Source organism: Alphaproteobacteria bacterium, assembly GCA_041396705.1.
Taxonomy (GTDB): domain Bacteria; phylum Pseudomonadota; class Alphaproteobacteria; order CALKHQ01; family CALKHQ01; genus CALKHQ01.
The window spans coordinates 131,473-150,637 of the sequence record JAWKYB010000007.1; the positions used below are offsets into that span (position 1 = coordinate 131,473).

The 19,165-nt window shown below is 71.3% G+C and carries 22 protein-coding genes and 1 tRNA gene; 10 read left to right on the forward strand and 13 right to left on the reverse strand.

What is annotated here, in order from left to right:
- Positions 1–34: 34 nt before the first annotated feature.
- A complete protein-coding gene (locus R3F55_11720) occupies positions 35–1,492 on the reverse strand; it encodes a GDSL-type esterase/lipase family protein (GenBank protein ID MEZ5668080.1) in 1,458 nt (485 codons plus the stop codon).
- Entirely contained in the window at positions 1,485–2,342 is an 858-nt protein-coding gene (locus R3F55_11725) for a DUF459 domain-containing protein (GenBank protein MEZ5668081.1), read from the reverse strand. The genes R3F55_11720 and R3F55_11725 overlap by 8 nt, the downstream gene beginning before the upstream one ends.
- 242 nt (positions 2,343–2,584) lie before the next feature.
- Here R3F55_11725 and R3F55_11730 point away from each other — a divergent pair.
- Positions 2,585–2,672, forward strand: a tRNA-Ser gene (locus R3F55_11730).
- Between the two features lie 51 nt (positions 2,673–2,723).
- On the opposite strand, the gene R3F55_11735 is transcribed toward R3F55_11730, so the two are convergent.
- Positions 2,724–3,323 (reverse strand): TetR/AcrR family transcriptional regulator, encoded by a 600-nt coding sequence (locus R3F55_11735; GenBank protein MEZ5668082.1) that lies wholly within the window; start codon positions 3,321–3,323, stop codon positions 2,724–2,726.
- 60 nt (positions 3,324–3,383) lie between these two features.
- On the opposite strand from R3F55_11735, the gene R3F55_11740 reads away from it, so the two are divergent.
- Complete coding sequence (locus tag R3F55_11740; GenBank protein ID MEZ5668083.1) at positions 3,384–4,070, forward strand: hypothetical protein; 687 nt, start codon at positions 3,384–3,386, stop codon at positions 4,068–4,070.
- 7 nt (positions 4,071–4,077) lie between these two features.
- Here the strand turns inward: R3F55_11740 and R3F55_11745 are convergent, their stop codons facing one another.
- Positions 4,078–4,812, reverse strand: coding sequence for a peptidoglycan-binding domain-containing protein (locus R3F55_11745; GenBank protein MEZ5668084.1), 735 nt, complete (start codon positions 4,810–4,812; stop codon positions 4,078–4,080).
- Positions 4,813–4,816: 4 nt separating this feature from the next.
- Positions 4,817–5,920 (reverse strand): LLM class flavin-dependent oxidoreductase, encoded by a 1,104-nt coding sequence (locus tag R3F55_11750; protein MEZ5668085.1) that lies wholly within the window; start codon positions 5,918–5,920, stop codon positions 4,817–4,819.
- A gap of 148 nt (positions 5,921–6,068) precedes the next feature.
- On the opposite strand from R3F55_11750, the gene R3F55_11755 reads away from it, so the two are divergent.
- The 3 genes from R3F55_11755 (at position 6,069) to R3F55_11765 (ending at position 8,114) form a co-directional block, all read left to right on the forward strand.
- A complete protein-coding gene (locus R3F55_11755) occupies positions 6,069–6,992 on the forward strand; it encodes a glycosyltransferase family 9 protein (GenBank protein MEZ5668086.1) in 924 nt (307 codons plus the stop codon).
- 174 nt (positions 6,993–7,166) lie between these two features.
- Positions 7,167–7,556 carry a tautomerase family protein gene (locus R3F55_11760; protein MEZ5668087.1) on the forward strand — a complete coding sequence of 130 codons (390 nt, stop codon included), beginning with the start codon at positions 7,167–7,169 and terminating at the stop codon, positions 7,554–7,556.
- Between the two features lie 132 nt (positions 7,557–7,688).
- The gene (locus R3F55_11765) at positions 7,689–8,114 is read left to right on the forward strand and encodes a CARDB domain-containing protein (protein MEZ5668088.1); all 426 of its coding nucleotides are present in this window, start codon (positions 7,689–7,691) and stop codon (positions 8,112–8,114) included.
- A gap of 24 nt (positions 8,115–8,138) precedes the next feature.
- On the opposite strand, the gene R3F55_11770 is transcribed toward R3F55_11765, so the two are convergent.
- On the reverse strand, positions 8,139–8,480 hold the full coding sequence (locus R3F55_11770) for a DOPA 4,5-dioxygenase family protein (protein ID MEZ5668089.1): 342 nt from the start codon (positions 8,478–8,480) through the stop codon (positions 8,139–8,141).
- Positions 8,481–8,623: 143 nt separating this feature from the next.
- On the opposite strand from R3F55_11770, the gene R3F55_11775 reads away from it, so the two are divergent.
- Positions 8,624–9,511, forward strand: a complete 888-nt coding sequence (locus tag R3F55_11775) for an alpha/beta hydrolase (protein MEZ5668090.1) — start codon at positions 8,624–8,626, stop codon at positions 9,509–9,511.
- A gap of 7 nt (positions 9,512–9,518) precedes the next feature.
- On the opposite strand, the gene R3F55_11780 is transcribed toward R3F55_11775, so the two are convergent.
- Positions 9,519–10,340 (reverse strand): GNAT family N-acetyltransferase, encoded by an 822-nt coding sequence (locus tag R3F55_11780; protein ID MEZ5668091.1) that lies wholly within the window; start codon positions 10,338–10,340, stop codon positions 9,519–9,521.
- A 275-nt stretch (positions 10,341–10,615) separates the two neighbouring features.
- Here R3F55_11780 and R3F55_11785 point away from each other — a divergent pair, with 275 nt between their 5' ends.
- Complete coding sequence (locus R3F55_11785; protein ID MEZ5668092.1) at positions 10,616–11,326, forward strand: TetR/AcrR family transcriptional regulator C-terminal domain-containing protein; 711 nt, start codon at positions 10,616–10,618, stop codon at positions 11,324–11,326.
- A gap of 22 nt (positions 11,327–11,348) precedes the next feature.
- Here R3F55_11785 and R3F55_11790 read toward each other — a convergent pair whose 3' ends face one another.
- Positions 11,349–11,960, reverse strand: coding sequence for a pyridoxamine 5'-phosphate oxidase family protein (locus tag R3F55_11790; GenBank protein ID MEZ5668093.1), 612 nt, complete (start codon positions 11,958–11,960; stop codon positions 11,349–11,351).
- A 763-nt stretch (positions 11,961–12,723) separates the two neighbouring features.
- Between R3F55_11790 and R3F55_11795 the strand changes: the two genes are divergently transcribed.
- From R3F55_11795 to arfB, 3 genes are all read left to right on the forward strand, one after another.
- Positions 12,724–13,164, forward strand: a complete 441-nt coding sequence (locus tag R3F55_11795; protein MEZ5668094.1) for a cytochrome c — start codon at positions 12,724–12,726, stop codon at positions 13,162–13,164.
- Positions 13,165–13,242: 78 nt separating this feature from the next.
- The gene (locus R3F55_11800; protein ID MEZ5668095.1) at positions 13,243–14,217 is read left to right on the forward strand and encodes a cytochrome c; all 975 of its coding nucleotides are present in this window, start codon (positions 13,243–13,245) and stop codon (positions 14,215–14,217) included.
- Between the two features lie 327 nt (positions 14,218–14,544).
- Entirely contained in the window at positions 14,545–14,967 is a 423-nt protein-coding gene (arfB, locus tag R3F55_11805; GenBank protein MEZ5668096.1) for an alternative ribosome rescue aminoacyl-tRNA hydrolase ArfB, read from the forward strand.
- Between the two features lie 30 nt (positions 14,968–14,997).
- Here arfB and R3F55_11810 read toward each other — a convergent pair whose 3' ends face one another.
- From R3F55_11810 to R3F55_11830, 5 genes are all read right to left on the reverse strand, one after another.
- Positions 14,998–16,029, reverse strand: coding sequence for a VIT1/CCC1 transporter family protein (locus R3F55_11810; protein ID MEZ5668097.1), 1,032 nt, complete (start codon positions 16,027–16,029; stop codon positions 14,998–15,000).
- Positions 16,030–16,056: 27 nt separating this feature from the next.
- Positions 16,057–16,542, reverse strand: coding sequence for a YajQ family cyclic di-GMP-binding protein (locus R3F55_11815; GenBank protein ID MEZ5668098.1), 486 nt, complete (start codon positions 16,540–16,542; stop codon positions 16,057–16,059).
- Between the two features lie 128 nt (positions 16,543–16,670).
- The gene (locus R3F55_11820) at positions 16,671–17,219 is read right to left on the reverse strand and encodes a hypothetical protein (GenBank protein ID MEZ5668099.1); all 549 of its coding nucleotides are present in this window, start codon (positions 17,217–17,219) and stop codon (positions 16,671–16,673) included.
- A gap of 87 nt (positions 17,220–17,306) precedes the next feature.
- Positions 17,307–18,884 (reverse strand): polyamine aminopropyltransferase, encoded by a 1,578-nt coding sequence (locus tag R3F55_11825; protein ID MEZ5668100.1) that lies wholly within the window; start codon positions 18,882–18,884, stop codon positions 17,307–17,309.
- 48 nt (positions 18,885–18,932) lie between these two features.
- A complete protein-coding gene (locus R3F55_11830) occupies positions 18,933–19,157 on the reverse strand; it encodes a DUF350 domain-containing protein (GenBank protein ID MEZ5668101.1) in 225 nt (74 codons plus the stop codon).
- Positions 19,158–19,165 lie beyond the last annotated feature (8 nt).

Consider the following 19,165-nt stretch of genomic DNA (forward strand, 5'->3'; position numbering starts at 1 on the left):
AGGAAGGGCCGCCGCCTTCTCCCGCCGCGCGGCCTCAGGGCGGCGACAGCTCCATCATGCCGTCCAGCGCGTCGCGCAGGCCGGTGTCGTCGAGCCCGCGGCCGGGCTGGTCGCCGCGCGGCACGCTGGCGACCGCCCCGCTGCCGGTCAGATCGCGGAACAGGGCGTCGGCGCTGAGGCGATAGCCTTCGTCGGTCAGGTGGATATGGTCGCGCCGGGCCAGCGGCGGCTCGCGCTGCGCCCATTCGTGCACGCTGCAGGCGCCACCCATCGCGCGCGACCAGTCCCAGAAATAATAGCCGCGCTGGTTGGCGACCTGGGCCTGGATGGCGCGGACCATGTCCAGGTTCGGCGGCTGGTGCCAGCGGCAGGCCGCGCCCTGGGCGTTGTCGCCGAACAGCGCGCGATAATTGGCGCGGTCGCTCTGGCTCAGCGGGCCGCAGGGAAAGGTGATCGATTCGACGTCGTCGCTGCGGCAGTTGGCCGGCAGCCGCGCGGCGTCGGGCGGGCCGACGATGACGATCGACGCATTGGGCGCCGCCGCCTCGATCTGCGACAGCTGTGCGGAGAACTCGGCGCGGTACTCCTCGGGCTCGAGGTCGTCGTTGAAGCCCTCGTTGGTGCCGTAGGCGAGGATCACCATCGCCGGGTCGGCGGCGGTCAGCTCGCTGAGATAGGCGTCGCGGTCCCAGCGGTTGGAGATGCCGACGGTGGCGCCGACGATGCCGTGGCTTTCCAGCACCACGCCGCGGGTGTTGCGGTAGGTGTCCCAGCTGGACAGCCAAACCTCGCCGTCGCCGATCGGCCGCAGCACCAGCTGCCGGCTGCCGCGCAGCACCTGCTGGCTGAACCGGACCAGCCGGTTGCGGTTGGCGTTGGTGCGCATCACCCCGACCTGGCGGCCGTCGACCAGGATCTCCAGCGAGCCGCCGCCGGGATGCTCGAAGGCGCCGATCTCGATCACCTCGAATCCGGCCGGCTCGGTGCTCTGCAGCACCATCGAATCGGTCGGGCTGTCGCCGATCACGGTGTAGCCGCTGATCGAGAACGGGCCGATCGCGGCGCCGGAACGGCTGTTCTCGATGCGCCAGCCGTCGGTCTGCACCACGGCCACCAGGCTCGGCTCGAAGAAGCCGAACGGCGAGCCGGCGCCCATCTCGCCGCGGCCGGCGCCGCCATAGCGGTTCTGGAACAGCTCGCGCAGCCGGCCGGAGAACTTGTCGCCGGCAGTGTGGCTGTCGCCGAGCTGGATGATCGTGACCGGGCCGGGCGCGCTCGACACGATGGTCTGAAGCCGGGCCATGAACGGGGCCGGGTTCACGTTGCCGGCCGGCATCTGCCACGACAGCTGCGGGATCTGGCCCGGCGCGGAGGCATCGCCGCGCGACGCGCCGCAGCCGCCGATCGCCAGGACGGCCGCCAGTGCCGTTCCGGTCCGCACCAGCCCGCGCAAGCCACGCATCGCCGCCGGCACCGCCGCCAGCTCAGCCATTGGCACTGTCGTCCACGACGATGTAGGTCAGTTCGCGCTGCATGGCGGCAAGCAGTTCCTTGGCGATCATCTCATAGCCGCGGCCGGTGAAGTGCACGCCGTCGTTGGCCCGCACCAGCCGGTTGCGCCCGCTCTCGTCCGGCAGATAGGCGGAATAGGCGCCGTCGGCGTCGGCGGTGATGGCCAGCGTCGGCACGAAGGTCGCGTCGGCCAGCAGCGCCTCGGTGGCGTAGATGTCGTTCAGATGCGCCATCTGGGCGCCGAAGTCGTCGTCGCGCACCGTCGGCAGGCCGACCCAGAACACCGGCACGCCGGACTGCTGCAGCCGGTCGATGAATGCGGCGACGCGCTGGGTATAGACCTGGTTCCATTCGTCGGAGGCGAAGGAGAACTGGCGCCGACCCTCGTAGTAGACCGGCTGGTTGTCGTTCAGCCCGAAGCAGACCACGGCGACGTCGATCGTCTCCGACGCCAGCACGTCGCCCAACTCCGCCTCCCAGTCGAAGAAGTCGGGCCGCGCCAGCCCGCTCGACACCTCGGTGTGGCGGGCGACCTCGAAGCGCTCGTTGCGCTGCAGGGTGCGGTACAGCCCGGCCCAGATGCCGTCGGCCAGCGAATCGCCGAACACGCCGATGCGGATCGGCCGCCACTCGGTATCGGCCGGGGCGGAAAAGTCGGAGCCGTCGGCCAGCAGCACGCCGGCGGCACGCGACGGCGGCGCCGCAACGAGGCCGACGCCGGCGGCGGCCGCGACCACGGCCCCGCCCGCCCAGCTCAGCAGGCGGCGGCGGCTGGCCGGCTTGCGGTGTTGCGTCGCCTCGCTCGGGGCGGGCCACTTGTGCGGGTCCACGAATCGGGCTCCTTCGCCTAGCGCTGACGCGGTGGCATTACCGTGATCCGTCCCGGCCGCGTCAAGACCCAACGCCCGGCCCGGTCCAAGGTTTCATGTTGGCCCGCGCCGGGTCGGCGCGGGCGGATCGGCGGGCAGATTTGCCCGCGATTGCGGCGGCTTTTCGGCCATTCCGCTTGGCGCCGCCCGCCCCAGTTGCTATGTAGACCCCCGCCGTCCACCGGCCGCTGCCGGTGGCCTGCGGAGGGGTGGCCGAGTGGCTGAAGGCGCACGCTTGGAAAGCGTGTTTACGGAAACGTAACGCGGGTTCGAATCCCGCTCCCTCCGCCAGAATTCCCGATTTCCTCGCTCCACTTACCGTGGCGTTGCGCCCGTCCGGAGTCAGCCCGCGAGCAGCGTGCGGTCGATGACCGCGTGGCAGACCGAGCGGAACCGGGCCGGCGTCCAGCCCTGGCCCTCGACCAGGTTCTTCCAGGCGTCGATGTGGGTCAGCGACCAGCAGAAGGCGGCCGCGTCCTTCGGCTGCCAGTCGCCGACAAGCCCGCCTGCCCGTGCCAGGCGGACCAGGATCGCCGCGTATTTGTCGAGCAGGCTGCCTTCCATGCGGTCGCGCACCACCGAGGCGGCGGCCGGATCGGTGACCGCGGCGGCGACCAGCAGCACGCCGACGGGATAGATCTCGGGCAGGTGGTCGAGCCAGGCGTCGACGAAGGCGTGCAGCGCGGCGCCGTCGGCGCCGTCTCCCGACGCGATCGCCTGCATCCGCCGTGAATGCGCGCTGGCCGCGTCGGCGCGGCGCGCCATCGCCACCAGCAGGCCGGTGCGGTCGCCGAACGCCAGGTACAGCGCCTGGCGCGAGACGCCGGCCAGCCGGGCGATCTCGGCCAGGCTGACGTCGCTGCGCCCGGTGCGCACGATCAGCGACCAGGCGGTGTCGAGGATGCGGTCGGTGGTCTCGGCGGTGAGGCTCGTCGTTTTCATTTTACACATGTAAAGTTCGATGCTAGTTTACATATGTAAATAATCTGCGGGAGCCGGTCCATGTCACAGTTGCTGATCTATGGTCCTCACGCCGCCGTCGGGTTGCTTGCGCTGGCGATGTACTGGCAGGCGCTGACCGCGCCGAAGGGATCGGACCGCCATCGGCGGTGGGGGCGGCGCTATCTGATCCTGCTGGCGCCGCTGCTGGTCAGCGTGGTGCCGATCACGCTGCAGGCGGTGCGCGACGAAGGGCCGGCCAAGGCGATGCAGCTGGTCTATCTCGCGGTCGTGCTGGCCACGGCGGGCTGGACCGCCTGGCGGGCGGTGCGCGAGCGCGGCGATGCCGGCCGGTTCCGCGGGCGGACCTATCTGACGCTGGCGACGCTCATGGTCGGACTCGGCGCCGTGCTGCTGGTGGTCGGCATCCTGAAGTGGGACGTGCTGGCCGTCGGCTTCTCGGTCATCGGCCTGGTCTATGGCGGCGCGATGCTCGGTTTCTCGCCCGGGCGGGCGGCGGCGGACTGGTGGCTGACCTGGCACCTGAACGGCATCTGCCTGCTGTTCGCGGCGACCCACGCCTCGTTCGTCGGGCTGGTGTTCCGCACGCTGCTGCCGGCACAGGACGGCCGGGCGATGCACGCGCTGACGCAGCTCGGCACCATCGCGCTGGCCTATCTGCTGCGGCAGTGGATGGGGCGCCGGTTCCAGGGCGAAGCAAGGGTACCGGCGCCGGCGCCCGCCGGCTGACGGGCCGTCACGGCGCCGGCGGCAGCAGCGGCACCAGGGTCAGGCCGCGGTCGGTGAACGGGTCGATGTAGGTGCCGATCGCCATCGCCAGCGACAGCCACAGCGGGTTTTCGCGCGGCATCGTCAGCTGGAACACGGCGGCGGTCGCGGCCGGCCGGCGGGCGAAATAGACGACGTACTGGCCGCCGCTGGTGCCGTTGACCGAAATCTGGCTGTCGCCGTGGTACTCATAGGCGACGCCGTCCAGGTTGGCGCGTACCCCATCGTAGACCGAATCCCAGCATGCCGCGTCGGGGCAGGGAAAGCGGCTGAGCGTCATCGAGGCGGTGCCGTCGGCAGCGACATACTCCACGCCATACTGGTCCAGCGGCCGCGGGATCGCGTCCATCAAAACGAAGGGGAAGCCGACGGTGATGCCGGTGGCCGGGTCGCTGAGCAGGCCGAAGCCGATCTCCTGGCGCAGAGCCGCCGCCGCGTCGACCAGCCGCGCCGCCTGCGCCGGCTCCAGATAGCCGGTCGGGGCATAGCCGTTGTCGCCCTGCCAGTCGGCGATCGCGCGCCGGGTCAGGTTGCCGACCTGGCCGTCGATCAGGCCGAAATAGTCGCCGGACCAGATCAGCGATTCCTGCACCGCCTTGGCCTCGTCCGCCGACCATCCGGCCTGCCAGGCCGGCTGGGCCCGGGACGCGGGCGCGAGCGCCAGCCAGGCGAACAGTGGCAGCAGCAGCCACGCACGTGCCATCGCCTCAGGTCCCCGCCGCCATGCCGAGCGCGGCGCGCAGCCGGGGCATCACCGCCTGCGCCAGCAGTGCCATCGACCGGCGGCAGAACGGCTCGTCGTCCCAGTCGTGGAAGGCGGCGAGCAGGCCGCCGAACGGGCCGACGGTCTCCGCCAGCCGCAGCAGGCGGGCGACGACGGTGTCGACCGAGCCGGCGACGACCATGCGGTCGATGCAATAGGCGTCGGTGACGTCGGCGTCGGCCATCGCCTCGTCTTCCTTCAGGATGCCGAGCAGCTTGGCGCCTTCGAATTGGACGCGCAGATAGTGGTAGTAGGCGGTGACGCCGCTGTCGGGCCGCGCCAGATAGGACGCCGCCTCGGCGTCGGTGTCGGCGACGACGATGCTGCGGGCGATGCGCCACAGTCCGCGGTCGGGCCGGCGGCCGGCCTCGGCGGCGCCGGCGGCATAGCCGGCCCAGTGGGTGGCGGTGTGGCCGTCGACGTTGAAGTTGGCCGAGATCAGGCCCCAGCCGCGGCTGCCGGCGAGCCGCGCCATGCCGGAATTTCGGTTCATCGCCGAGGTGAACACCGGCGGCCCGCCCGGCTGCAGCGGCTTCGGCATCACGCCGATGTCGAGGTCGGGGTCGAAGCTGTCGACGATCCGCACCGACTGGAACCGGCCGGGCAGGTCGTAGGGCGGGTCGCTGGCCCAGATCCGCTGGATCAGGTCGAGGGTGTCGAGCATGCGCTGGCCGCGCTGCGGCGGGTCGTCCAGGCCGAACAGCTCGTGGTCCGACGGCAGGCCGCCGGGCCCGATGCCGAACAGCAGGCGGCCTCCCGACATGTGGTCGAACATGGCGAGGTCGGCCGCGGTCTTGGCCGCGTTGTGGTGCGCCAGCGCCAGCACACCGGTGCCGAAGGCGATGTGCGGCGCCTGGTAGATCAGCGCCGAGAGGAACTGCAGCGGGTTGGTGATCGGCTCGACCTTGGCCGAGTAGTGCTCGCCGACCCAGGCCTCGTCATAACCCAGCGCGTCGGCATGCAGGATGGCGGCGCGGTCCTGCGCATACATCGCGCCGTAGCTCAGGCCGCGGCGGTGTAAGGGCATCATGAACAGGCCCAGCCGCATGGTCTCGCCCCCTCCCTCATGCCGGCACGTGTTTTGTTGACCATAGGCGGGTCCGCCTTTCCGGGTCCACCGCCACGGCCGCTGCGGTGCGGCGGGACGAAAACCGGCTGCGATGGGTTATCGTGATGCAATGAGCGACGGAGGCGGCGTGGACGGCGCAACGGCAAGGGACGGGACGGCGGGCGACGGCCCGCTGATCGACATGCGCGACCGCGGCGTGGGCGACGTGGTGGTCGCCTGCTGGCTGGTGCACGCCGCACGGGCGGTCGGGCGGCCGGTCCGCCTCAACCCCCGCGGCCTGACGGACGTCTGCCGCATGCTCGGCGTGGAGGCGCCCGCGCTGAGCGACGCGGAGGGCGACAACTGGGCCAAGACCGACGGCCTCGGCCACCGCCACGAATATGCGCTGGTGGCGCACGGCACCCCGCGGCCGCGCTTCACGGCCTGGGCGGAGGCGCTGGGCCTGCCCGGCCTGGCGCCGGTGCGGCCGCCCTATTGCGAGACGGTCGCGGCGGCGGGCTGGGCGGACGCGGCCTGGGCGGAATCGGCGGAACCGGGCCAGCTGCGCGTGGCGATGTTCCCGGAGGTCGCCTGGCTGATCCGGCGCTGGCCGCCGGCCTATTTCATCGACCTGGCGGATATGCTGAAGGCCAAGGGCGCGGCGGTCGTCATGGTCGGCGTCGACAAGGCCAAGGTCGGCGCGATGGGCTGCCGCTGGTACGCCGGGTTCAGCCTGGCCAGGACCGCCGCGCTGATGGCGCGGGCCGACGCGGTGATCGGCAACGATTCCGGCCCGGCCCATCTCGCCGGCACCCTGGGCGTGCCCACCTTCGTGCCCTGCGGGCCGACCGACGGCGCACTGGTCTTCGCCCACGACCCCAATGTCCGCTGCACCGGACTGCCGCCCGGCCGGCTGGCCTGTCACCCCTGTCACTTCGCGGTCGAGCGCGGCTATCGCGACGCCTGCAAGGTCGGCGGCTGCCGGGCGCTGATGACGCTGACGCCGGAGCCGGTGTTCGACTGGCTGTGGCCGCAGATCGAGGGCTTGCGCACGGCCGGTGCGGCGGACTAGCCTCCGCGCCATGATGAGCGCAGCACGCAACCGGGGTTGGTGGCCGTCCTGACAGGGCGGTTCGCGGTCATCTGACAGTCCGACGGGTCGCATCGCGGTTGGGTGCGGCCCTTTTTTCTGCCGGCTTTCCCGCATGCGCGCCGTCGGGTTCCACGGAACCGAGGGGAGGCCGAGATGGCACAGATCAAGATCTACGGGTTCGAAGACCGGCTGCAGGACCGCATGGCGGCCCTGTCCGAGGTGATCCACGGCTGCGTGATGGAGGCGCTGGCCTATCCGGCGGAAAAGCGCGTCCATCGCTTCTTTCCGCTGGCCGCGGCCGCGTTCTTCGTCCCGCCCGACCGCAGCCGCGACTATACCATCGTCGAGATCAGCATGTTCGAGGGCCGCTCGGTCGCGGCGAAGAAGCGGCTGATCCATCTGCTGTTCGAGCGGGTCGAGGCGGCGCTCGGCATCGCGCCGGTCGACCTGGAGATCACCATCAGCGAGACGCCGCGGGCGAACTGGGGGATTCGCGGCCAGCCCGGCGACGAACTGACGCTCGGCTACCGCGTCGAGGTGTGAACCGGGCGGCTCGCTGCGGCGTCCTATGATTCACGCGTCATCGGTGCAATATTGTATGCGGAAGCCCGGCCCGAGCGCACGGGCCGGGCGGCACGCCAGCAGGGAGCGAGAGCGATGCTTGCCAGGAGAGGAATGGCCGCGATCGGCGCCGCGGCGGCGCTGTGGCTGGCCGGTGGCCAGGCCGGATCGGCGCAGCAGGTGCCGGACCTGACCGTCACGCGGATCGACGTCGCCCAGCCGGGCCCGCCGCTTCGGGTCGGCTCGTGCAACACGGTGACGGTGACGGTGCGCAACCTGGCCAACCGCAACGTGCCGGCGCGGGTCAGCATGGCGCTCGCGGTCGAGGTGCTCGGCTCGCCCGCCCGCACCTACGAGCAGCAGCTGCCCAGCATGGCCGGCAACGGCACCACGACGGTCACCTTCTCCGGCGTTGCGGTGCCGGATACGGCCGAGGTGCGGCTGAACGCGGAGGTCGATCCGGGCAGCGCGGTGCCGGAGGCGATCGAGACCAACAACGCACGCACCCAGATGCAGGCGGTGCTGGGCAGCTGCCCGTAGCGCGGTCCGGCCGCGCACCCGCCGTCAGCCGTCGGCGGGCTGCAGGGCGGCGAGGTCCAGCGGCAGCATCTGGCCCATCCACAGCGCATGGCGGGTGTGGTCGGCCAGCGCGTCGCCGGTCTCGGGGTGAACGAACACCACCAGCCGGTCCCGGTTCAGCGCCAGCCACGGCACCAGCGTGCCGAACAGGGCGGGCGGAAAGGCCAGCTGGCAGCTCCACACCGGGTGCGGCCCGACCGGGCGGCGGTGCATCCGGCCCATGACCGCGCCGAAACGGTCGCGCGCCGCCTCGCACAGCAGCCGCGCCTGCTCCGCGGTCTCCTCGCTGAAATAGACGTGGGCGTGAAAGCCGTCGATCCCGGTCATCGTGCGTGGCCCCTGCGCAAGCGCGTCGACACAGCATAGGGCGCCGAGCGGGCGGGGGACAGCGGGGCCGCTTGCGCCGCCCGCCGCGTCGGCCGATCATGCGCCGCAGGACCGGACCGGCCGACACTGCAGGGGAATGCGAGATGATCAGGACAGGACTGGCGGCGGCCGCCGCGCTTGCGTTCTCGGCGCTGTCGCCCGGCGCGGCCGGCGCGGCCGACCGCTGGATCACGGTGTCGTCGGGCATCGAGCTGCATGTGATCGACGAGGGCGAAGGCCGGCCGCTGGTGTTCGTCCCCGGCTGGACCTTCGCCGGCGAGATCTTCCGGCAGCAGATCGAGGCCTTCTCCGCCGACTGGCGGGTGATCGCCATCGACCCGCGCAGCCAGGGCCAGTCGACGGTGACGGTGGAGGGCAACGACTATGTCACCCACGCCGAGGATCTGACCAACGTGCTGCAGAAGCTGGGCGTCGAGCGGCCGGTGCTGGTCGGCTGGTCGTTCGGCTGCCTCACCACCTGGGGCTTCGTCCGCCAGAACGGCGTCAACGCGGTAGCCGGCCACGTCTGCATCGACCTGTCGCCGGTGACCCTGTCCGACGATCCGGCCGACTGGACCGAAGGCCCGCTGCGCGACATCGCCGGCGCCTATCACGTGTTCCTGCGCACCGACACCGGCCAGCGCGAGTTCGTGCGCTGGTACGCCGACGAGGTGATGGTCGAGCGCGAGCTGACGGCGGAGGAGATGGACTGGATCGTCGGCCAGTCACAGCAGGTGCCGCACTGGGCGGCGGCGGCGCTGTTCGCGTCGGGCATGTTCATGGACATGCGCGAGACGGCGATCGCCCTGGACGGCGCGGTGCCGACCATGCACGTGATCGCGGAGCACTGGCAGGACACCGCCGTGCCGTTCGTCGAGCGCACCCTGCCGCACGCCCGCGTCGAGGTGATGGGCGGGCACATGATGTTCTGGGAATATCCGGAGAAGTTCAACGCGGCGCTGGCGGACTTTCTGGCCGCTATCCCGGAATAGGGCGCCGTCAGGCGTAGCCGGCCAGCGCCAGGTTGGGGCGCAGGTGGACGATGCGGAACCCGGCCCGGCCGATGTTGGCGTAGGACGGCCCCGGCTCGCCGGGCAGCGGCTGGCCGGTCTCGGTGACGATCGCTTGCGCGCCGTGGGCGCGAGCATCGGCCACACGGCGCGCCAGCAGGGCCGACTGGGCGCCGCGGCGGCGCGCTTCGGGCACGGTGGCGCCGATGCCGAGCCAGGCGCCGTCGGCGCTGAGCAGCAGGGCGCCGGCCGCCACCGGCTGCGCGCCGTCATAGGCGCAATAGCAGTGCCAGCCGGGCCGCCCGACCAGCGCGGCCAGCCACGCCTGGAACGGCGGCGGCGCGCCGAAGCCGCGTTGGGCGGCGCCGGCGAAGTCGCCGGCCCGGTCCGGCCCGACCTCCTCGACCCGCAGGTCGGTTTCCGCCGCCGGCTGCGGCCCGCCGCCGTGGGCGAACTTGGCCCAGATCCGCTGCACCGGCGCCAGCCCGCGCGCGGCAAGCCATGCCGCCAGCCGGTCGGGCCTGGCGGCCGGACTCGGCTGCAGCCACCAGCGCGCCGCGCCGACACGGGCATAGTGAGCGAGGATGGCATCGAGGTCGTCCTCGGTTGCCGGTGCCGCTATGCCGAGCCCGAATGCGCGGTTGAACAGGGGATCCGGCACGGCGGCCAGGCTCAGCAGCGCGGTACCGCCGCGTTCGGCGACCTCGAGGCCGGTTGCGGCGGCCAGGCCGACCGGCGCCGCCCGATACATGTCGACGAACGCGTCGCGTTCCAGCGTCTCCACCAGTTCCGCCAGGTTGCCGGCGCTCACCTCCGGGTCCTCCGCGCGCCGCGACGTTCGCCGACGCCAGCCATCGGCGTTGCGCCGCGCCGCGGCCCGCGCGAAGCCGACTGCGCCGACGACGGACGGCAGGTCGGCAAGGCCGCCCGACCGGACAATGCGAACGCGACCATCATCGTTTCCCTCGACAGGATGCAACACGCCCTGCCGGCCGGATCCGTGAAAGGTGACGCGGGCGCGGGCCCACCGTCACCTTACAGTGCAAGGTTTGCGCTTGGTACGCCTTGCACTGTAAGGTGTCAAGCGTGACCAGGAGCGACGGCGGCGCGGACGAGGTGCGAGGGAAAGGCAGCGGCCGGCGACCGCTGGACCGCGACCGCATTGCGGCGGCGGCGCTGCGCCTGATCGACGCGGAAGGACTGGACGGGCTCAGCACGCGCAAGCTCGGCCGTGCGCTGGGGGTAGAGGCGATGTCGCTCTACCATCACTTCGCCAGCAAGGGCGATTTGCTCGACGCGGTGGCGGAACGCCTGCTGTCGGACGTCGCGGTGCCGGCCTGGCGGCCGGGCGCCGACTGGGTAGACTGGATCCGGCAATTGGCCCGGTCCTATCGTGCCGTCGCGCTGCGCCACCCGAACGCGTTCCTGCTGCTGGCGGGGCGCCGGTTCAACACCGACGCCGCATTCCGCTTCCTCGAGACCCATCTGGGCGTACTCGCCGACGCCGGGTTCGACCCGCCGTCGGCGGCGCGGGTGTTCCGCACCGTCGGATATTTCCTCAACGGCGCCGGCCTCGCCGACGTGGCCACGCTGACGGCGGCCGCCGACCGCTCGGCGCCGCCGCGGATGGAGACGCTGGCGCACACCGAGGACTTCCCGCACGTGCGGCGCGCGGCGCCGCATCTGGCGAGGCCCGCGCTGGACGGGATCTTCGAATTCGGTCTGGAGACCCTGCTCGACGCGCTGGCCCGGGCGCCGAAACGCCGGCCGCCCGATACGGCCCGACATGACGGGTGAGCGGATCGGGCGGCGTCCGCTCTCACCACATCGATTTGCGGGCCCGCTCCGGCCATTCGCGGTCATAGGGCGCGCCGCCGACCCGCCCGCTGCTGAGGTCGGCGAGGATGCGGCCCGGGGTCGGCAGGCTGGCCGGGTCGACATGGCGCGCCGGGTTCCACAGGTCGGCACGGACGATGGCGCGCGCGCACTGGAAATAGACCGCATCGACCGCGATCACCACCACCGAGCGGGGCGGCTTGCCGTCGACGGCGAAGCTGGCCAGCAGGTCGGGCTCGACCGACAGCCTCGCCCGGCCGTTGACGCGAAGGCTGTTGCCGCTGCCGGGAATCAGGAAGACCAGCGCCACCCGGGGATCGCGCACGATGTTGCGCAGGGAATCGACACGGTTGTTGCCGCGCCGGTCGGGCAGCAGCAGCGTGCGGTCGTCGTGGACGCGGACGAAGCCCGGCCGGTCGCCGCGCGGCGAGCAGTCCAGGCCTTCCGGCCCGACCGTCGCCAGGGCGGCAAAGGGCGATGCCTCGATCATCGCGCGATAGTGCGGCGTTACATGGTCGACTTCCTTCACCGTCGAAGTCGGCTGGGGGATGCCGTAGAGGCTCTCGAGCTGCTCGATCGAGGTGATGAAGGTCATGTCCGCTTTCCGATGATCGCGCCGGTGTGGATCAGTCAATCCGGATCCGCGCGGACGATCAACCGCCGGATGCGCCGCCGGTACGACACGCCATCCCGGCAACGTGCCCCAGGCTACGCATGTGTCGATTTTCCGCGGCGCCGGCATGTCGGGCGAAGCGGTATGCGCCGGTCGTCACCGCCACCCGAACAGCGCCGTCACCCCCCGGGTTCTCGCGAGTTGACGTGAAATTGCGGCAATGCGCTAAATGCGGCACTCCCTCCGGGGGCCCCCCCAAAGCGCCGGGAGGGAGTACCGGTCGGCGGCGATTGTCCCGATACCGATCGGGTTCAATCGCCGCCGGCTACGCATCCTGAAGACGACTGTTCCGTGGTCCTGCGCCGTGCCACGTCGTGACGGCGAGTACGGCTCGCAAGCGGCCCTATCTCCAGGTAGACCGCCATTTTCGCGGCCCTTTGCCCAAATCGTTAATGGGCCGATCGTCGCTGCGCCACGGTGGGAAAAGTCACACCATGATATGGCGGAATAAAGGCAAGCCGGCGGCGGTCCGACGCTCGCAATGGACCGCGGTTTCCACCCGGCCATCGGCGCTAACACCTTAGCCGGTTCAATCCTTCCAGCCTGCGTGCGCAAATTTCAGTGAGTTGCGCCGCGGAATCGCGCGCGACAAGATGCCGCCGCCATGATCGGGTGTGCGACGCTGCGCACCGGCCGGGTCCGACAACATGGGAGAAGTGCCGTGAAGAATTGGCGGAATTCGTTGGTGGCGGCAGGCGCCATCGCGGTGACGATGGTGGCGGCGGGGTCGTTCTCGGCCGCAGAGAGCACGGGTGAGGGCCTGATCAAGTACCGCCAGTCGGTGATGGGTGCGCTCGGCGCCCACATGGGCGCGATCTCGCGCATCGTGCGCGGCGAGGCGGACCACCCGGACCAGCTGCTGGCCCACGCCCAGGCGGTGCAGGCGCTGGCGATGATGATTCCCGAGGCCTTCGCCGACAACGCCGAGGGCGCCGAGAACGAAGCCAAGCCTGAGATCTGGAGCGACGCCGCCGGCTTCGCCGCCAAGGCCGAGGCATTGCAGACGGCGGCAGCCGATTTCGTCGCCGCGGCCGAGACCGGCGACATGGCCGCGGCCGGGGCAGCGCTCGGCGGCGTCGGCGGCGCCTGCAAGGGCTGCCACGACAATTACCGCGAAGCGGATTAGGGCCGGCGCGTCCGTCGGTCTACACTGCGCCGGCCGCGGGTCCGCGTCGGACCCCGGCCGGGCAGGGAAACAAGGCCGATGAAGGCGCGACGGACCGTTCGCTGGCTGTTGGGTCTGGCCGTTGCCGGCGTGGTGGCGCTGGCAGCGGCCTTCGCCGTTGCGCGCTGGCTGACGCGCGACGCCGTGACGGTGCCCGACTACCAGCCGTCGGCCGAGCGCGGGGCGCTGGTTCTGGCGGCGGCCGGGTGCACCGGCTGCCACACCGCCGAGGGAGCCGACGCAAAGCCGCTGGCGGGCGGCCGGGCGCTGGACACGCCGTTCGGCACCTTCTACGGGCCCAACATAACCCCGGACCCGGTGCACGGCATCGGCGCGTGGTCGGACGAAGACTTCCTGCGCGCGCTGGGCCAGGGCGTCGCGCCCGACGGCAGCGACCTCTATCCCGTCTTCCCCTACACCAGCTTCACGCGGATGACGGCCGAGGACATGCTCGACCTCAAGGCCTATCTGTTCAGCCTCGAGCCGGTGGCGCAGCCGAACTCGCCGCACGAGATCGGCTTCCCGTTCTCCGTCCGCCAGACGCTGACCTTCTGGAAGCTGTTCTTCTTCGCGCCGGGTCCGGATCCGGCCGAGGCCGGCCGCGACGAGGCCTGGCATCGCGGCCGCTATCTGGTTCGCGCGCTCGGCCATTGCGGCGAGTGCCACACGCCGCGCGACGCCACCACCGGCGCGCTGGACGAGACGATGGCGCTCGCCGGCACCGAGGACGGCCCGGGCGGGGCGGCGATCCCCAACATCACCCCCGACGACGCCACCGGCATCGGGCGGTGGAGCGAGGGCGACATCGCCTTCTTCCTGCAGTCGGGCATGACGGCGGACGGCGATTTCGTTGGCGGCGAGATGGGCGAGGTCATCCGCGGCACCGGCCGGCTGTCGCCCGAAGACCGCGCCGCGATGGCGGCCTATCTCAAGAGCATCGCGCCGGTGAGCCACCAGATCGGCCGGCCGCGACCGGCCGAGGATGGCGGCGGCGACGACAATCCCTGGGACTGAGCGCCGCCGCCGACGCCGCGACGCCTCTGCGCAAAGCAACAGGGCCGCCCGAAGGCGGCCCTGCACGAATTTGGGCGCGGTGATCGGCCCCGGGTCGAATCGACCCTCGAGTTGTCAGGCGGTCGTCAGAGGCTGCTCCACCGTCCGCGAGCCAACCCGGGCCGCACGCACCGCGCGCAATTCGCTAGACATGGGATCACCTCCTTTCCGTTGTTGCATCGATGCCGTCAAATATGGGCCCAACGGACCCGGCGGGCAAGCGAACCGATGTGCGGGTCCGCCGGCGCGTCGGTGGACGGCCGGCGCATCACAACGGGACGGATACCGATGATCGCGATAACCGACCGGATCGCCATCGATCCGCGCGAGATCGCGGAGAGCTTCGTGCGCGCCGGCGGACCCGGCGGCCAGAACGTCAACAAGGTCGCAACCGCGGTCCAGCTGCGCTTCGACCTGATGCATTCCCCGTCGCTGCCGGAAGAGGTGCGCGACCGTGCAGCGCGGCTCGCCGGCCGGCGGCTGAACAAGGACGGCGTGCTGGTGATCGTCGCCGCCCGCTTTCGCACGCAGGAACAGAACCGGGCCGACGCGCTGGCGCGGCTGGTCGCGCTGCTGGCCCATGCCGCCGAGCGGCCCGAACCGCGACGCCCGACACGGCCGACCCTGGCCTCGAAGCGGCGCCGGCTCGACGCGAAGGCCCAGCGCAGCCGAACCAAGCAGCTGCGCGGCGGCCCGGCGGCGGAGGACTGACGCGCGCCGACCGGGCGCCTGCCGTCCCCGTCAGCCGGCTGCCACGCCTAGCGCGGCGCCGATGGCATAGGTGGCGCCGCCGGCCAGTGCGCCGATGCCGACCATCCTGAGGCCGCCCAGAACGGCACGGCGGCCGGAGAACAGGCTCATCACCGCACCGACCGCGAACAGCGCGATCGCGGTCAGCCCGGCGGCGATCGGGACCGCGCCGCCGGCCAGCCCGGACAGGAACGGCACCAGCGGCACCGCCGCGCCGACGCCGAACGCCAGCAACGACCACAGCGCGGCACGCCAGGGCGAACCGAGGTCGTCCGGGTTGAGGCCCAGCTCCTCGCGCGACAGGGTATCGAGCGCCACCTTCGGGTTGGCGATCAGTTGGCGCGCGATGGTGCGGGCGTCGTCCAGGTCGACGCCGCGGGCCTCGTAGATCAGCGCCAGCTCCTCCGCCTCCTCCTCGGGATAGAGCTCCAGTTCCTCGCGCTCCTGTGCGATCTGGTGCTCGAACATCTCGCGCTGGGTGCGCATGGAGACATATTCGCCGGCCGCCATCGAGAAGGCGCCGGCGAGCAGGCCTGCGACGCCGGTCAGCACGATCACGCCGGGCTCCACCGCCGCGCCGGCCACGCCCATCACCAGGCTGGCGTTGGAGACGAGCCCGTCGTTGACCCCGAACACGGCGGCCCGCAGCGCGCCGCCGCCCGCGCCGGTGTGGCGCCCGCCGATATGCTCGACGGACGTCGGCATCGGGTGGCCCAGCTCCGGCGCGGGCGCGCTGTAGACGGAAATGCCGCGCACCTTGGAGGCGGCGAGCAGGGGCCGGGCCGCGCGCGGCCCGAACCAGCCGGTCAGGCGCGCGACCAGGCGCGCGCGCAGGCGCGGCCGGAACGCCGGAACGGGGTCCAGATCGCGGCCGATGATGCCGGCCTGCTCTTCGGCCGCGCCGGCCATCGCCCGGAACAGCGCCTGCTTGGCCGGGTCGGGCTCGGCCGCGGCGACGGCTTGCGACAGGAAGGCAGCCGTCTTCTCGGCGTGCCAGCGCTCGTAGGTCTCCTGGCCGCTCATCGCCGGCAGCGCGCGGCCGCGGCGCGGTCAGTCACGGAAGTTCACATACTGCAGCGGCTGCTCGATCTTCTGGTCCTTGATCAGCGCGATCGCCGCCTGCAGGTCGTCGCGCTTCTTGCCGCTGATCCGCAGCTCGTCGCCCTGGATCGCCGCCTGCACCTTCAGCTTGGCCGCCTTGATCGCCTTGATGATCGTCTGCGCCAGCTCGCGGTCGATGCCCTGGCGGACGGTCACGGTCTGGCGCAGGCTGTTGCCCGACGCGGTCTCGGGCTTGGCGAAGTCGAACGCGCCCGCGTCGACCTTGCGCCGCGCCAGATAGCCGCGCAGCAGCTCCTGCACCTGCTTCAGCCGGAAGTCGTCGTCGGCCTTGAGCGTCAGCACGGTGTCGGCGCGCTCGATCGAGCAGTTGCTGCCCTTGAAGTCGTAACGGGTGCCGATCTCGCGCATCGCGCCCTGGACGGCGTTGTCGACCTCGGCCAGGTCGGTCTTCGAGACCACATCGAATGTCGGCATGGGGATGGGGGCCTTTCGCGGTGGCGGGTGCGGTCATCCTAGACCAGAACCCGGCCGCGGCCGAAAGGTCGTGTATGCCCGCGCCGCCGCGCCGGGCGCCGCGATGCCGGCCCGCGGCCGGCGCCGTCCTATTCCGCCGTCAGGCAGGCGGTGCCGACGTCGTCGTTGCCGGTCGGCGTCATGTCGGCGGGACAGCTGTAGCAGGCGTCGTCGATCTGGAAGGTGCCGGCCTCACAGCCGGGCATGCCGAGGTCTTCCGCCTCGGCCAGAATGCCGACCCCGGCCTGGGGCCGGCACGCGGCCGGCTGGTCGATCGCTGTCGCCAGGTCGCGCACATAGCCCTGCGGGCAGGCGAAGCAGCTGCCCGATGCGGGATCGAGGAAACCCTCGCCCAGGTTGAGCCCGATGCGGTCGTCGCAATCGACCTCGTTGTGGAAGGTGGCCGCCACCTCGCGCGGGCCGTTGACCGCGGTCGGCAGCGATTGGCCCGACGCGGCCGTGCCGGGCGCGAACAGGCTGTTGCCGAACAGCGACAGGGCGTTGGTCGAAAAGCCGAAGCCGCCGGCCGAGATGCGGATGCCACCGGGCACGCAGGCCGCGCTGCCGAGGGCGAGAACGAGACCGGCGGAGATGGCCAGTGGCCGGACCGGGGCGGTCTTCCGAGGCTCGATTCGCATCGCCGACTCCCATTGCCGCAGACGCAACCGAACCAGCATGGCCGACGGAGATGGCGAAAAAGTGGCGGGCCGTTCACGCTGCGCGCGCTACTGGAACCAGTCCTGCCAACCCTGCTCGTAATATTGCACAAGCGTGTGGTCGAGGATCGAATTCGGCTCGACCGGCACCGGCGCCATATCGGGCGGGAAGTCGAACAGCCGCGGCAGCGACTCCGCGGTGAGGAAGCGCAGGCCGGCCGGCAGCGGCGCGTGCGCGCCGCTGCGCAGGCGGGCGCCGGCGATGACGAAGCCCCATTCGCCGAAGCTCGGCACATAGGCGTGGTAGGGCCGGGTCGCCAGCGTCTCGCCCGCCTCGGGTGCGGCATAGGGGTTCGGCGCGGCGGCCAGCGTGTCGTGTACGCACCAGAACGCCTCGCGGGCGTACAGCGGCGACGACGCCTGGGTGACCAGCACGCCGTCCGCGGCGAGGCGGCCGGCGAGGTCGGCATAGAACTCGATCGAGTAGAGCTTGGAGACGGCCAGCGTATGCGGGTCCGGCAGGTCGACGATGACGACGTCGAACAGCCCGGGCTCGGCACGGACGAAATCCCAGGCATCCCGGTTCAGCACGCTCACCCGCGGGTCGGCCAGCGCGCCGCCGTTGAGCGCGGCGAGGTCGGGCCGGTCGCGGAACAGAGCGGTCATGGCGGGATCGAGGTCGACCAGCGTGACCGCGACGACGTCGGCGTAGCGCAGCACCTCGCGCGCCGCCATGCCGTCGCCGCCGCCCAGGATCAGCACCTGCGCGCGCCGCGGTGCCAGCGTCATCGCCGGGTGGACTAGCGCCTCATGATAGCGGTACTCGTCGATGGTGTCGAACTGCAGTCCGCCGTTCAGATACAGCTGCGTATGCGTGCCGTTGGTGGTCAGCACCAGCCGTTGGTAGGCGGTGTCCTCTGCGTACAGGATTTCGCTGTCATAGAATCGGCTTTCCAGCAGGCCGACCAGCCGGTCGGTCAGCGCCAGCGCGGTCGCGGTGGCGACGATCGCCAGCGCGAGCAGCGTCCAGGTGCCGCGCGCCACCGTGCCTCGGAACAGCCAGGCGCCGAGACCGGCCACCGCCAGGTTGAGCAGGCCGAAGACCAGGCTCGCCGCCATCAGGCCCAGCTGCGGCACCAGCACCAGCGGGAACAGCAGCGCGGCGACGAGCGCGCCGAGATAGTCGGCAGTGAGGATGTTCGAGATGTTGACCGCCAGCGCCCGCTGGCGCTGCAGGATGCGCACGACCAGCGGGATCTCCAGTCCGACCAGGCTGCCGACGACGATGCAGACCAGGAACAGGAAGGCCTGGTAGTTGTCGATCGCGACGAAGGCGAAGAACAGCAGCGGGGCGCTGAACCCGCCGACCAGTCCGAGCGCGACCTGGACCCCCACGAACGCGGCCTCCAGGCGGCGGACGTAGCGGGACAGCCAGGCGCCGAGGCCCATCGCGGTCATGAACAGCCCGATCACCAGCGAGAATTGGGTGACGGAATCGCCGAGCAGGTAGCTGGAGACCGTGCCGGCGATCAGCTCGTAGACCAGCCCGCTGACGGCGATGACCAGGGTCGCCGCCAGCAGCGGCAGATAGGCCTGTCGCGGCAGCTCCGTCGCCTCGGCCGGCGGCTGTGGCGCCTCTTCGCTCATCGCGGCCGACGGGTCAGCGGCGGCATTCCCGCACGCGCCGGCCGACGCTCAGGATCGGATGACGCTGGAGATGAGGATGGCGAGCGAGATGGCGACCGACCCGATCAGGATGGCGACGGCCACGTTCTTCTTCTCGGCGATCTCCTCGTGCAGCGAGAAGTGGGTGATCTTGTCGATGATGATGTAGCTCAGGATGAACAGGCCGAGGCCGAGCAGCGTGTAGAAGACCGTGGCGATCACCTCGGCCAGCCTGATGTCGGAGAAAAGGTCCACCGGCGGTC

Bases quoted from the DNA above. Each gene is read 5' to 3' on its own strand.
- R3F55_11720 (MEZ5668080.1), bottom strand. From the start codon at position 1,492: ATGGCTGAGCTGGCGGCGGTGCCGGCGGCGATGCGTGGCTTGCGCGGG.
- R3F55_11735 (MEZ5668082.1), bottom strand. From the start codon at position 3,323: ATGAAAACGACGAGCCTCACCGCCGAGACCACCGACCGCATCCTCGAC.
- R3F55_11740 (MEZ5668083.1), top strand. From the start codon at position 3,384: ATGTCACAGTTGCTGATCTATGGTCCTCACGCCGCCGTCGGGTTGCTT.
- R3F55_11745 (MEZ5668084.1), bottom strand. From the start codon at position 4,812: ATGGCACGTGCGTGGCTGCTGCTGCCACTGTTCGCCTGGCTGGCGCTC.
- R3F55_11750 (MEZ5668085.1), bottom strand. From the start codon at position 5,920: ATGCGGCTGGGCCTGTTCATGATGCCCTTACACCGCCGCGGCCTGAGC.
- R3F55_11760 (MEZ5668087.1), top strand. From the start codon at position 7,167: ATGGCACAGATCAAGATCTACGGGTTCGAAGACCGGCTGCAGGACCGC.
- R3F55_11765 (MEZ5668088.1), top strand. From the start codon at position 7,689: ATGGCCGCGATCGGCGCCGCGGCGGCGCTGTGGCTGGCCGGTGGCCAG.
- R3F55_11770 (MEZ5668089.1), bottom strand. From the start codon at position 8,480: ATGACCGGGATCGACGGCTTTCACGCCCACGTCTATTTCAGCGAGGAG.
- R3F55_11775 (MEZ5668090.1), top strand. From the start codon at position 8,624: ATGATCAGGACAGGACTGGCGGCGGCCGCCGCGCTTGCGTTCTCGGCG.
- R3F55_11790 (MEZ5668093.1), bottom strand. From the start codon at position 11,960: ATGACCTTCATCACCTCGATCGAGCAGCTCGAGAGCCTCTACGGCATC.
- R3F55_11800 (MEZ5668095.1), top strand. From the start codon at position 13,243: ATGAAGGCGCGACGGACCGTTCGCTGGCTGTTGGGTCTGGCCGTTGCC.
- arfB (MEZ5668096.1), top strand. From the start codon at position 14,545: ATGATCGCGATAACCGACCGGATCGCCATCGATCCGCGCGAGATCGCG.
- R3F55_11810 (MEZ5668097.1), bottom strand. From the start codon at position 16,029: ATGAGCGGCCAGGAGACCTACGAGCGCTGGCACGCCGAGAAGACGGCT.
- R3F55_11815 (MEZ5668098.1), bottom strand. From the start codon at position 16,542: ATGCCGACATTCGATGTGGTCTCGAAGACCGACCTGGCCGAGGTCGAC.
- R3F55_11820 (MEZ5668099.1), bottom strand. From the start codon at position 17,219: ATGCGAATCGAGCCTCGGAAGACCGCCCCGGTCCGGCCACTGGCCATC.
- R3F55_11825 (MEZ5668100.1), bottom strand. From the start codon at position 18,884: ATGAGCGAAGAGGCGCCACAGCCGCCGGCCGAGGCGACGGAGCTGCCG.